The organism is Nostoc spongiaeforme FACHB-130 (assembly GCF_014698475.1).
GTDB classification, from domain to species: domain Bacteria; phylum Cyanobacteriota; class Cyanobacteriia; order Cyanobacteriales; family Nostocaceae; genus Nostoc_B; species Nostoc_B spongiaeforme.
This window is the reverse complement of sequence record NZ_JACJTB010000003.1, coordinates 330,873-344,575: the sequence shown is the minus strand read 5'-3', so window position 1 is coordinate 344,575 and position 13,703 is coordinate 330,873. Positions and strand designations below refer to the sequence as shown.

The following is a 13,703-nucleotide window of genomic DNA, read 5'->3' as shown; positions in this document are numbered from 1 at the left end:
GAGGTACTCATTTTTTAGCATTTGAGCCTCTGTTTCACTCTATGATTCTGCTTTTATTTTCTGTCGAGAGTGATTGACTACTCACACCTTTGTAAAAAACCTACACCTGTCAGGGGAGGTGTGGGAGGTGTGGGAGGTGTGGGAGGTGTGGGAGGTGTGGGAGGTGTGGGAGGTGTGGGAGGTGTGGGAGGTGTGGGAGGTGTGGGAGGTGTGGGAGGTGTGGGAGGTGTGAGAGGATGGTGAAGAAATCTTTCCCCCCTCTCTCCCCACACTCCCCACACTCCCCTCTCTTCCCACACTCCCCACACTTACCTCTCTCCCCACACTCCCCTCTCTCCCCAAACTCCCCACACCCCCTCTACCTTGTCTACTCAACACTCCGCACTTTGTTATTTAGTAGCCGTGGTAGTTGGGCCAACGACATTGTTAGTATTTAGCTTGTCAACTAACTGAGGATTTCCCCCCAGATTTTCGGCAATGATTCGCAGATTGTTTGCCATCATGCCAATGTAAGTATGCTGGGGATTAGTATTTTTTATGGCATTAGCTGATCCCGTTCCTGGTAATTCATCATCAGAGGTATTGGCTATTTTGACTTTGGCTTCTCTGGCAATTTGTTCTTCAACTTTGCTAGGGTAAACTTCTGAACCAAAAATTGCAGGTACACCAGTTTTACGAATTTGGTCGATGAGTTTGGCAACATCTTGGGCGGAAGGTTCTTTAAAATCAGAAGGTTGAATTGCGCCGATGACTTCAAAGCCATATTCTCTAGCCCAATAAGCCCAAGAGTCGTGATATGTCAAAAGTTTGCGATTTTTCGCAGGAATACTCGCCACAACTTCACGGGTAACTTTGTCTAATTCGTCCAGACGTTGCAAGTAGTTCGTTAAATTTTTCTCGTAGTATTCTTTCCCTTCGGGGTCTAACTTCGTTAATTGTTTAGCGGCTAATTTAGCGTAAGCTTCTGCATATTTGGGGTTTACCCATAAATGGGGATTGGGGTCTCCTTTTTCTTTGGGAAAGCTAAAATCATAAATCCATTGGGCTTCGGTGATAGTGTTGTTCCCCAGTTCATAAATATTTGTTTCTTTGGGTTTAGAAGTTTTTGCTAATTTTTCGGTAGGCACTTCTAAACGTAGTCCGTTGACGATAATCAAATTAGCTTTGGATAACAAATCAGCATCACTAGGGCGCGGTTCAAATGTATGAGAGTCAGCACCTTCAGGAATAATGCCTTTGACTTGAGTGCGATCGCCTGCAATATTACTCACAATATTCGTGATCGGTGCAACTGTGGTCACAACAGTTAGTTTACTTTTGGTTTGACTCTGCACAGGTTTTGCAGTCGCACTACTTTCTCCAGCGTTAGGAGACACTGCTGTATTTTGAGGTGCATTACAAGCTGTTAGTAGCAAACTAAGTATTAATAACCACGCAGATGTTTTCATTACTTGAATATTAGTAATTTTTTGGGTGTGAAATCATCCAATAGTAAATATTTTCCTCCTAGTTAATACAATCCCCCAATAGAGGATTTTTCTGTAACTTTTATGTTTTTTTAACATCTTGCTGGCTTGATTATTAATTCTGTCTTAAAAACTGGGCATAAGTTCACTCTTAAGATAGATTTTTCTAGGTGTAAAGGAATATCTTTGAGGATAAATCTAACTCAAAAATAATTTTTCCGGCATAATATTACACCGATTTTACTAATTAATAAAAAATATCATATTTGATAATTTAGATATTTAATTTCACTCAGGTTATTGGGTTTTAATTTTAATTAATATTTAGAATAATTATTACCATTGCAAAACTTATTTTTTTGTAATATTCAGCAAACATTATTCGTAATGTTAAATATATTTCAGATAAATGATGTACAAGTGTAAAATCCAAAATTATCTAGAGACTTTATATGTAAAGTCTCTACAATATTCGACGAATATGTAAACTTCTGTGATTCATACCGCATTTATCCAACAGCACTTTTTCAATTAGATATATTTAAAAAAGTAATACATCAACAGTCGTTATCAATGTATTATAAATTCTGTAACTTTTTTTACAAATAATCTCCGTAGGCTTTGTTGCTCAAAAATTTGATTCCGACTAACAGCTTCTACATCAAGTAGAGAATTTAAGGAATTTAATGTTTACTTTATAATTAACCTTTAATGATTGCTGATGAATAATAAATATAAAATACTTTCATAAATAGTAATTTGATTACATTATTCTCAAATATATTTAATATATAATTAAGTAGGCTTATGCAATAAATCAAAAGTTACAAACATCAAAATAAACTGAATCAAGTAAAAAATATACTTACATATCTTTATCTTAGCCAAATTAATTAAATTATATGGAAGCTGATAATTGGCAACAAACAAGACAAAGGTCAATACCAGTAAATTCCCGTGCGTTACTGTTAGTTAATCGCCATGCCCGCCAAGGAGAGCAAAAATTACGAGAGGCAACTCATTATCTGAATAAACTTGGCTTTAAATTAACTGAAGAATCTACCGAAAACCCCAAGCATCTTTCAGAAATTATCCGCCGTTATCAACATGAAGTTGATTTAGTAATTGTGGGTGGTGGTGATGGAACTTTAAACGCCGCAGTGGAAGCTTTAGTAGAAACACAATTACCTTTAGGAATTTTACCTTTAGGTACTGCCAACGATTTAGCCAGAACATTAGCAATTCCCAATTCCTTAGCAGAAGCTTGCGAAATTATTGCCTATGGAGAATTACGCCGCATTGATTTAGGGTGGGTAAACGGGAAACATTTTTTTAATGTTGCGAGTATGGGATTGAGTGTCAAAATTACGCAAAAACTCACCAAAGAAAGAAAACGTCGTTGGGGAGTGTTGGCTTATATTGCCACTGCATTACAAGTAATTTGGGAGTCTCGCCCCTTTAGTGCGGAAATTAAAATGAAGGATCAATCCTTTCGTGTCAAAACTGTGCAGATTGCGATCGGTAACGGTCGTTATTATGGTGGTGGTATGGCAGTAGTTCACGATGCCACTATTGATGATCAAAGATTGGATCTCTACAGTTTAGAAATAGAACATTGGTGGCAAATCATACCCTTATTGCCAGCTATGCGCCAAGGCAGACATATTCACTGGCGGAGTGTAAGGGCGCTGCAAGGACAAAAATTTGAAATTTATACTCGTAAACCACGCCCAATCAATACTGATGGGGAAATTACAACTTATACTCCTGCCAGTTTTAAAGTCATACCCAAGGCAATTCCGGTTTTAGTACCGCCAGTATAAATTAGAGAGTAGTTTTTTACACTCCCTACTCCCCCGATATTCAAATTTAGATTCGATATACTAAAAAAGCTGGGTCTTGTGACAATTCACTCTAACTCGCGCCAAATGTCTCTGAGATTTTCGCAAGAAATTAAATCTTTGCTACAACGCTTATCTAACCATCACTTAACTTTAGGTGATATTTTGGCAGAGACTGCGGAACGAGGTTTCAGCCTGATAATAGCTTTATTAGTTTTACCTTTTTTGTTTCCCATGCCTCCAGGGTTAGCAGGGCCTTTTGGTGCTGCTTGCTTGCTGGTTTCTATACAGATGGTTTTTGGCAGGCGATCGCCTTGGCTACCAAAACAAATCGCCAGATATCAATTTCCGCGTCCATTTGCCCAACTGATCTTAAAAAATCTCCAACGTCTTACCAAAATAGTTGAAAAAATTACCCGTCCGCGCTTAAAGCGAATCGCCAGTAATCCATTAACTTGGCGACTGAATGGGTTATGTATTTCTTGGTTAACAATATTGTTAATGTTACCAGTACCTTTAACAAATCCGATTCCAACTATTGGCATATTACTATTAGCAATTGCAACTATTGAAGCTGATGGTTTATTGATTTGTATTGGTTATATCATTACTGCTTTAATTACTTCTTTCTTTGCATTTCTAGGATATGCAATCTGGTTAGCACCTGGTTTATTACCTGCTATTTTCAAATAATTAATAGTTCTTCAGATCCCCGACTTCTTTGAGAAGTCGGGGACCTTATTATTAAAACATGATGTAGAAATGCTATGCCATTTGGAATTGATACTTGCTGTTCTGTATTCAGAATTAGAGAGAGCTGTCTTATATGCCATACGGTTTAGTTAAGGTTATAAAAGTTGATTTCTCAAGTTCTGCTTTACCTATTTAGACAATGAGCAAGATTTGGGGGATTCTCCCCCAAGCCCCCGATTAGGGGACGGTTGCGTCCCCCAAACCCCCTCCAAAAATATTCTTTCATTTTTTGTTAAGTCATTATTTGTTGGTTTTATTGTAATTTATAGTTCTTGTCTAAACCGTATTGTCTTATATGCAATAAATAAAAGCCCTCAGTGAATAACTGAAGGCGAGAAATTAATAAGGGTGCATCTACTACTACTTGTGTTTACAGATAAATAGTAACTGTATCCGGAAGGATATAATATTTTGTCAGGATTTAGATAAAATATCACGACTATTGCAAATATTTATATGGTGGTTATGAAACTGTAGAGATAAAAATTTATCTGCGTTTATCCTCTTCACTCGGTGGTTAAATTTATCTATCTGTACTTTACCAGTGCAAGAATAGCTATATTATCTATTTTTTAATGAGATATTGTGTACCAGATTTAATTTCGTCAATTGCTAACAAAGCTATTGCGAATAGCAGTGGCAAAAAATAGTATACACCTCGATAAACAAGCATTGCAGCTAAAACTGCTGCTGCTGAAATTTTATTGGAAAGCATCAATAAAACTACTGTTTCAAATACGCCTAAACCACCAGGAACATTACTCACTACTCCTGCAAACATAGCGAGTAAATAAATACCTAAAAAATCTAAATAGTTAAAAGCTATGTTAATAGGTAATAAGCTATACAGTACTGCTGCGGCAAAAATCCAATCAAGGCTGGAAATAATTATTTGCATCAGAGATATCTGAAAAGATGGCAAGCGAAATTCATGAGTATGAATAATTAAAGGTCTGTGGATAACTAGGCTACCGATTAAATAAATTCCAATCAAGCTAAGAAATATCCAACCGAGAGGCCGCACAGTGATAAATGGTAAATGTAATTGTGGGGGAATTACTAAAGGGTTAATCAAAAAAAGTAACCCAGCAACAGCAAACATTCCCAGCCAAAATGTGAAATTCACAAAAGCGATAATTTGGGCGATCGCAATTTTTGAGATTTGCCATCTAGAATAAAAACGATAGCGAATAGCACTACCAGTCAGTAAAGCAAAACCGATAGTATTGCTAAAGCTAGAACTAATAAAATTAGTCAAAGCAATTTTTTGCCAGTGTAGGGAACGATGAATATAAGCAAAGCCTAAAATATCGTAACCAAACATGACTAAATAACCCAACGCTGTGAATCCAACAGCCCGACTCAAGCTTTTTAGTGGAATTGAGGCGATCGCACGCAGAATATCATGGTAATTATACTCGCGCAGTTCGTTGGCGATCGCCCAGACAGAAAGTGCCAGCAGCAACAAGCCAAATAAAGAACTTATGTTTAGTTGCAGCTTTTTGTGCATTATTTACTTCCTATTCGCAAATTTTCCATTACCTTGACACAGCATTGTCATATCACAGGCTTAAGCTTCGAATGTACAACATCAAAGTTTAGATCAGTAATGTAGCAATTTTCCATGACAGATGATGACTGTTTTATAGATGCTTTAATTGGTTCTTCAATTCATCTACGGCGAGACGTAAACTTACAAGTTTGCCATAGTCCTGGTATAACTCCGCCGATAGTGTTTATTCACGGCGGAATGGGCAATCATTTTAACTTTAGAAACCAGTATGAATTTGCCCACAATCAAGGCTGGGAAGTTCTCGCTTATGATTTAGCTGGACATGGAAAATCTAGTCGTTACTCGCGCTATTCTATTGGGAGACATTGCCGAGATTTAGGCCGTTTGCTGCACAAGTTTGAGATTCAATCACCCGTGCTTTGCTGTCATAGCTATGGCGTTCCTATTGGTTTAGAATTTGCCCAACACCATAGCGTGAGTGCGATAATTGCCATTGCTGGTGGTACTCATGATTTAGCACCTTGGTGGGAAATTCCCCTGATGAAATTGATGGCTTGGGGTGGGAGATATCTTTACCATTTACTAAGTGTGCAAGTTTTCAATAACTTCCTTTCTACTTCTTACCGTCACAAAGTTATGGAAAGGTTTTTTGCGGAAAATCCTGTACCAACAGATTTTGATGCGTACAAAGCTTTAGAAATTTTTTGGGACTATAACTTTTTTGTCCGCCATTCATTACCACAGCATCTGCATATTCCCACTTTGGTAATTACTGCGGGAAAAGACCCAATGTTTACTCAAAAAATGGGAGAAGAATTAACAAATCATTTTGTGAATGGTACTCATTTACATTTTGCTGAAGCTGGACATCTAGTTATGGCGGAATGTGCCGAGTTAGTTAATCAGGCGATCGCAAATTGGTTAACACAACAAGTTTATTCTTAATTGTTCAATATGAACTACAAAAAAATCTTAATAATCTTCATTTCGGCATTGACTTTAGTTGGCTGTAACTATTCCCAAGGTGTAGCCGCTAAACCAACACCAATAAAAGTTTCTCTTTTACCAGCCCAGCCAGATGCTAATACTTTAGCCTCACCTTTAACTTATAAAATCGAGTCTTACGATAGCCAAGTTATGCCAGGAAAACGCACTTATGGAGTATCCTTACCCCCTGGTTATGAACAACATCCCCAACAACGTTATCCCGTAATTTTTCTTCTCCACGGTGGTCACGGTGAACCGCTTGATTGGTTTAGCGAAAAGAAAGGACAAGCCCTCAAAATTTTGACCAAACTATACACTATAGGTAAATTACCACCCAGTATTATTATCACGCCCGATGGTAATGATAAGCGCGGTTCTAGTCCATATTTTGATCCCCAATATATCGACGGCCCCAATGGAAAAGTTGTAACAGCCGTAGGCGATGAATTGGTGAAGTTAGTGCAGCAGCGTTATCGCACTTTACCTAATCCTGATTTTTGGGCAATGGGAGGATTATCTTCTGGTGGTTGGGGTGCAATGAATGTGGGATTGCACAATTTACAAAATTTTTCAGTTTTATTTAGTCATAGTGGCTATTTTAAAGATAAAAGCGGGCCGCAAAACAGCCCAATTAGCTATATTAAAACTCTGCCAAATCAGGCTAAAAAAAGATTGCGAATTTATTTAGATTCCGGGACATCTGATACAGAAGAACTTGATGATGCTAAAGAATTTTCAAAAGTCTTGAATCAGCAAAAAGTTTACAATCTATTACAGCAGTTTACTGGTAGTCATACTTGGCAATATTGGCGAGAACATTTAGCAGATTCTTTGACATTTGTGGGCGAACAGTTTCGGATTGCGGAAATCGCTCACGCTGCTGATAAATTAGGAGTTACTCAGCCGAAAAAACAGAAAATAAATTGAAATTTATGAAAATTCTGAAATTATTTTTGAGTTTAGCAGGAGCGATCGCCATTCTCACAGGTGCTGCATATTATTATGTTTTTATCTTAGGCGCACCGCAATTAGACCCACCCCAACAACAAGCAGATACAGGCTTAAAATTTCAGCTAGAAACCTTCAATTCCCAAGCTATGGGTACAGTCCGTCAATATGGCGTGATTTTACCGCCCAACTATCGAAAAAATTCCAAAACTCGCTATCCCGTGATTTTCTTATTACATGGTGGTCACGATGATGCGCGTGCCTATGCTGATAAATATGCCATCATAAACGTATTACATAAATTATACAAAAGTGGCAAATTACCACCATCAATTATTATTACTCCCGATGGCAATGATAACCGTGGTTCTAGCCCTTTATATGACCCTGATTATTATGACGGGCCGAATGGCAAACTTGGGACTTTAATTGGTGCAGAATTAGTCCAAGTTGTTAAGTCACGTTACCGGACTCTAGAAAACCCAGAATTTTGGGCGTTGGGTGGTCTATCTTCTGGTGGATGGGGCGCATTTAATATTGGGTTACGCTATCTCAACAACTTCAATATATTATTTAGTCATAGCGGTTACTTTACCGATAGTAGCGGGGCGCAAAATAGCCCATTACAAATAGTCCAACAGTTATCAATTACCGATAGAAAACGACTACGTATATATCTGGATGCGGGGTTGAATGATCAGAATTTCTTGGCTTCTACTAAAACTTTTCATCAAACCTTAAATAATTTAGGTATTGCTAACGTTTTCTATGCTTTTCCTGGAGGTCATGGTTTATCTGGTGCAGATGTTGGTTGGAATTATTTTCACAAGCATTTAAAAGACTCTCTTGCTTATGTGGGAGAACAATTTAAAACATTCAAAAAATAATTCAATATAGATTAAGGACATTATAAACGCCGACAAATTAGATTATCAATCGCTATAAAACGTATTGATTTAGTTAAAAATAATGAATAAAGACTTAAAAAATAAGATTGGAATTTGGAGTGTCGTTTTCTTAACAGGTTTAGTCGGTGTAGTCAATGTTTTATCCGCAGTTACACCAAACCTATATGGTAGAAATCATTGGTTAAAGGAATTTTTACCGTTTGAAATTCGGGTTACTGGTCATATATTTGCAGCCTTAACAGGATTTATATTATTAACTTTGGCAACTAATTTGTTACGCCGCAAGCGAGTTGCTTGGCTATTAACGATTGGGTTACTAGTTATTTCGATTTTGAGCCATTTAATCAAAGGGTTAGATTACGAAGAAAGTATATTATCAGGGATTTTATTAATACAATTGATTTTGATGCGCCATGTATTTACAGCCCAATCAGATCGACCTTCTATTGCTAGGGGTGTGCGAGTCTTAATGGGAGCGTTGCTGTTTACTTTGGCTTACGGCACAATCGGATTTTATTTATTAGATGGCAAGTTTACAGAAAATTTTAGTTGGAAGAATGCCCTAATTCAGACTTTAGCAATGTTTTTCACTGAGGATAATTGGGGCTTACAACCAACAACTAGATTTGGTGAATTCTTTGCTGATTCTATTTATATTATTGCTGCCAGTACAATTACATTTGCTGTGGTGATGTTGTTACAGCCTGTATTTTTACAGAACCCAGCAACTTTAATTGAGCAGCAAAAAGCCAAAAAAATAGTAGAAGATTATGGATGTTCTTCTTTAGCTGCAATTACACTTTTAAGCGATAAAAGTTATTTTTTTAGTCCTTCTGGTAAAAGTGTAATTGCTTATGTACCAAAAGGGCGGGGTGCGATCGCCCTCGGAGATCCCATCGGCCCCATTGAAGAACGCCAAGAGGTAATTGTCAGTTTTCAGCAGTTTTGTCAGCGCAATGACTGGTATCCAGCTTTTTATCAAACCTCGCCCGATGACCTTGACTTATATATCTCTCTGGGATTTAGAATACTGAAGATTGGCGAAGAAGCGATCGTTGACCTAAAAAACTTTACTCTCCAAGGGAAAGCCGGAAAGAACTTTCGCCCATCAATTAATCGTTTAACTAAACTCGGCTATCAAGTGAGTTTTTATCAACCACCAATCAATCATGACTTATTACATCAACTCAAATCTGTCAGCGATGAATGGTTAAAGATGGCGCAAGGTTCCGAAAAACGCTTTTCTTTAGGATGGTTTGATGAAGCTTATCTGCGTAATTGCGAAATTGCTGTCGTGCATACACCTGATGGTGGAATTGCAGCGTTTACCAACATTTTGCCAGAGTATCAGCTGAATGAAATTACCATTGATATGATGCGGCATCGTGCCTCAATGGAAAATGGAATGATGGATTTTCTGTTTACTTCTCTGCTTCAGCACTTTCAAGAAACAGGCTACGACAGCTTTAATTTCGGCCTTTCCGCCTTAGCTGGAGTCGGGGAAAATTCTACGTCACGCCGCTTAGAAAAAGTGCTGCACTATCTTTACGAACACTTGAACGGCTTTTATAATTTTCAAGGCTTACATGCTTACAAAGACAAGTTTCGTCCTAATTGGGAACCCCGTTATTTGGTGTACCCAAGTTTGACAGCCTTACCTGATGTAGTTGTAGCATTAATTCGCGCTGATTCTGGCGATCGCCTCCTCGATTATTTCAAACCAGGAGCGTAGAAGCAAGACAAGGTGGACAAGGTGGACAAGGGGGGATAGTATCAATCATAAAAACCGCAGGGGGCAGGGGGCAGGGGGCAGGGGGAGAAATAGTTTTGCCTTTTTACTTTTTACTTTTGCCTTTTTACTTTTACCTTTTGCCTTGTTCTACTAGCGAATATTTACTTCTTGTAGTTGATAGTCGAAATGAGAATTGATCAGTTTATTGGTATTTTTTTTAGGTGAACCTACATCAAATGCTAATTCTTGAGTGCGAGTTTGCCAACGTTGCTTTTGAGTGTATTCTTGCAATTTAGCTTGAGCTTGAGCATATACTTTTGTGTTTTTGGGAATTTGGCGCAGAAACTTAACCGCACTATCAAAGTCACCAAAAGCTGCTTTTTTATAAGCATTTTGTAAAAAGTAAGCGGCTCTAATCTGTCGTTTGTGATTATACTCGGTCAATTTTCTCTGCACGATCGCCCCAGCCGAACTTTCTTGGGGAATTTGGCGCAGATATTCTAAGGCGCTGGAAAAATCTCGTGCTTCCGCCTTTGCATAAGCTTTCGCTAGTAAACTTTGGCTTTGGCTTTCGAGATTAACTCTGGCTTTCTGTACGAGTAGTTGTGTCTTGGATTGCCAATATAAAATATCAGGAACTAGATTAGCTGTTTTAAAAACATCAGACCATCTACCCTCATTCAAGGCTTGTTCGGCTAATAAATATTGTTCCGCCGCTTGCAGCCATTGTTGTTGCCAAACGTCAATAGTCGCTTGTACTTCTGGATAAACATTACTATAAGATGGAATGGACTTAGCCAGAGCGATCGCACCTTGTAAGTCTCCAGCCTGATAGTTTTCCGTCGCTTTATATAAAGTTTCGCTTTCTGAATATGCAGGTGAATTATTCAGTAAAGAATAAACACCAAATCCCATCAACACAGAATTAGCCGCTAGTCCAATTTTCATCCCTGTCATCAGGGGTGCTAATTTATCGATGGTGAAATTTTGCTGAGTCTCATCACTCGTCCTTACCAGTTCTGACGGTTCATAATCTGATATTGGTAAAACTTGAGATGGCTGAATTTCGCGGCGCATTTGTTTGAGGATACGCAATACTTCCCCCACCGACTGAAAGCGTTCTTGAAAATCATAGCGGATCATTTGGCTGAGAATAGCAGCTAAATAATCACTCACAGGAGTATCTGGTAAACGCCAAATAATCTCATTCGTTTGAGGATCAACTTTAAACTGTAACGGTTCTAAACCTGTCAGCGCCTGAATAGCAATCATCCCCAAAGCATAAATATCACTATTGGGTCTTGTTTGACCAATAAATTGCTCTGGTGGAATGTAACCCAAGGATGTCACAGGAATCCAATCAATAGGCAATTCTGTGTCTAAAGAAAACTTCACCGATTGGATAGAACCAAAGTCAATTAAAACCAACTTGCCATCAATACAGCGTCTAATTAAATTTTCTGGTTTGAGATCACAATGAATCACACCTTGAGAATGCACAAATTCTAAAATTTGTAAAACATCCTCTAAAAATTCCACAACTTCACTTTCACCCCACAAACATCCCCACAGTTGATTGATTGGTAGTTCGGCTGTTAAATCATGTCCTTCCACAAACTCCTGTACCAAATACAGTCGCTCATGTTCTTCAAAGCAAGCGATGAGTTCTGGAATTTGGGGATGGCTACCCAGACGCTTGAGAGTTTCTGTTTCCGTCAGAAAATGTAACCTTAACGTTTCTAAATAGCTGGCTTGGCAATTGTGAGTTTTCAACTGCTTCACGACGTATTTAGGGTTTTCTGGGTATTCAATGTCAATAGCAGTATATGTCTGCCCAAATACACCTGCACCCAAACTTTCAACGATTTGGTACCGCGATTGTAGTACTTTACCGATCATGTAGTGGCTCATAAGCTGGTTACTTAGTAAGTCCGCATATAACTTTTCAGACATCTCCTGATTGTTTCCGGATGTCCTGCAAAATAATTACCTGAGCTTTACTGAAGGTTGTCCTGGCTTATTAATTTTTACGTATTTTTATCCACAAAATTAGTTTTTTTTGCTGTATGCACTACATATAAATCAAAATTAACCAAGTATTTATCATAATATCGTAAAAAGAGCCATCAATGCGTGTTTTTACTGGCAATATTTTCAGAGGGAACTTAAGCATTATTTTAGAAGGCGATACGGTTTAGTTAAGAGAATAGTAGGTTGGGTGTAGCGATAGCGTAACCCAACAAAGTATGCGTGAATGTTGGGTTTCGTTCCTCCACCCAACCTTGTATATTGAGGGACAAGGAAGATTGGAATAGCTCAAAGAAAAGGGTTCCTTTGCGAGGAGAGAAGGAACCCCAGTGCGTATTTGCGTAAAAAAGAACTCTGCAATCAAGCTAATCCAGTTTATGAATTATCCCCGTCTTTCAGGAATGCAACTATGCTATGGTTGCTTTTTGCTTACGCTTCATCCATAAACCCACAACACCAGCCACAGCAACACCAGCAGTAGAAACAGGTTCTGGAACTGGTACAACAGTTGCAGATGTTATTCCTATTCTTCCAGCAGTTAAATTATCGTTGATGTCTATGACACTACTAAATCTTCCACTAGATGCAACAGCCATAGGTAAGCCTGTAAAACCAGAAGGAAATTTTAATCCAAAACTTTCTGTGACTTCACCTTCGCTTGTACCTATGTTGTTACTAAATAGCAAATTATTTTGCATTATTTGACCAGTATGTCCCAGCAAGCTGCTAGAAAATGTTCTCAAAATATTGTTAGAAGCATCTTTGAGAACGATAGACCAATCATTCAAAGAGATGCTTGTAGCAGTGGGTAGTTGGTCTATATCTACTGTATAAGTTCCAAAAAAAGAACCATTTTGTAAATCTACAGCTACTCCAGTGGAACCAGAAATAGCTTGAGGCGCGAATTCTCCAGAAATATTAAATGTTTTTAAAGTTACAGCTTGTGCAGGAGCATTAACCACAGTCGCTAACATTGCAGCACCAAGGGCAATACCAGCAGTAGCTTGAGATAATTTTTTGTAAGATTGTGTCAGCATGAGTTGAGTTTCTCCAAAAGTAGGTTTCATAAAATGGGGGAGCGCAAATAAACTTTTTGCCAAATTACTTCTGCACTAGAAAGAAATTTCTAGCAGTTCATGAAGTAGACATCAAGCTATTGCATTAAGGGCAGCTTATATATCAATCAGCTTGATAACCTCAGTAGTTTCTTTTAAGTGATTTCCTACTGATTTACATCATATCGAAGCAGCACAAAACGCGCTTTGAAAGCGATATTTACGCAAATTAGCAGAAGTCGAAATTATGAGGTTATATAGCTCTTGCAATGTCAGAAATGCTTTTTAGCTACGCACTTGCTCAATTAAAGAAGCACACTAATTTAGCTTGCTGCCTTACATCTCTAATTAACTCCCTAGTTCCTTAAAGCTCGATTGTCATCGTTGCCTTTGCATATTTCCATACTGTCAGTAGAAAAAAAAAACGGCAATAAAAATCTGGTTATTTTACGAAAAGATTAAATTCCTATTT

At 38.1% G+C, this 13,703-nt stretch carries 11 protein-coding genes; 7 read left to right on the top strand and 4 right to left on the bottom strand.

Annotated features, from left to right (window positions below; translation table 11 throughout):
• The first annotated feature begins 69 nt into the window (after positions 1-69).
• Complete coding sequence (locus H6G74_RS05430) at positions 70-243, top strand: hypothetical protein (RefSeq protein WP_190966699.1); 174 nt, start codon at positions 70-72, stop codon at positions 241-243.
• Positions 244-389: 146 nt separating this feature from the next.
• On the opposite strand, the gene H6G74_RS05425 is transcribed toward H6G74_RS05430, so the two are convergent.
• Positions 390-1,448 carry a metal ABC transporter substrate-binding protein gene (locus tag H6G74_RS05425; RefSeq protein ID WP_190966698.1) on the bottom strand — a complete coding sequence of 353 codons (1,059 nt, stop codon included), beginning with the start codon at positions 1,446-1,448 and terminating at the stop codon, positions 390-392.
• A 920-nt stretch (positions 1,449-2,368) separates the two neighbouring features.
• On the opposite strand from H6G74_RS05425, the gene H6G74_RS05420 reads away from it, so the two are divergent.
• Complete coding sequence (locus H6G74_RS05420; RefSeq protein WP_190966697.1) at positions 2,369-3,289, top strand: lipid kinase; 921 nt, start codon at positions 2,369-2,371, stop codon at positions 3,287-3,289.
• Between the two features lie 105 nt (positions 3,290-3,394).
• The gene (locus H6G74_RS05415; RefSeq protein WP_190966696.1) at positions 3,395-4,000 is read left to right on the top strand and encodes an exopolysaccharide biosynthesis protein; all 606 of its coding nucleotides are present in this window, start codon (positions 3,395-3,397) and stop codon (positions 3,998-4,000) included.
• A 625-nt stretch (positions 4,001-4,625) separates the two neighbouring features.
• On the opposite strand, the gene H6G74_RS05410 is transcribed toward H6G74_RS05415, so the two are convergent.
• A complete protein-coding gene (locus tag H6G74_RS05410) occupies positions 4,626-5,570 on the bottom strand; it encodes a lysylphosphatidylglycerol synthase domain-containing protein (RefSeq protein ID WP_190966695.1) in 945 nt (314 codons plus the stop codon).
• 114 nt (positions 5,571-5,684) lie between these two features.
• On the opposite strand from H6G74_RS05410, the gene H6G74_RS05405 reads away from it, so the two are divergent.
• The 4 genes from H6G74_RS05405 (at position 5,685) to H6G74_RS05390 (ending at position 10,148) form a co-directional block, all read left to right on the top strand.
• Positions 5,685-6,518 carry an alpha/beta fold hydrolase gene (locus tag H6G74_RS05405; protein ID WP_190966694.1) on the top strand — a complete coding sequence of 278 codons (834 nt, stop codon included), beginning with the start codon at positions 5,685-5,687 and terminating at the stop codon, positions 6,516-6,518.
• 9 nt (positions 6,519-6,527) lie between these two features.
• Entirely contained in the window at positions 6,528-7,487 is a 960-nt protein-coding gene (locus H6G74_RS05400) for an alpha/beta hydrolase (RefSeq protein ID WP_190966693.1), read from the top strand.
• A gap of 5 nt (positions 7,488-7,492) precedes the next feature.
• Positions 7,493-8,395, top strand: a complete 903-nt coding sequence (locus tag H6G74_RS05395) for an alpha/beta hydrolase (RefSeq protein ID WP_190966692.1) — start codon at positions 7,493-7,495, stop codon at positions 8,393-8,395.
• Between the two features lie 82 nt (positions 8,396-8,477).
• Positions 8,478-10,148 carry a phosphatidylglycerol lysyltransferase domain-containing protein gene (locus H6G74_RS05390; protein ID WP_190966691.1) on the top strand — a complete coding sequence of 557 codons (1,671 nt, stop codon included), beginning with the start codon at positions 8,478-8,480 and terminating at the stop codon, positions 10,146-10,148.
• A gap of 150 nt (positions 10,149-10,298) precedes the next feature.
• Here the strand turns inward: H6G74_RS05390 and H6G74_RS05385 are convergent, their stop codons facing one another.
• On the bottom strand, positions 10,299-12,059 hold the full coding sequence (locus H6G74_RS05385; RefSeq protein ID WP_190966690.1) for a serine/threonine-protein kinase: 1,761 nt from the start codon (positions 12,057-12,059) through the stop codon (positions 10,299-10,301).
• 524 nt (positions 12,060-12,583) lie between these two features.
• Positions 12,584-13,243, bottom strand: coding sequence for a PEP-CTERM sorting domain-containing protein (locus H6G74_RS05380; RefSeq protein WP_190966689.1), 660 nt, complete (start codon positions 13,241-13,243; stop codon positions 12,584-12,586).
• Between the last annotated feature and the right edge of the window lie 460 nt (positions 13,244-13,703).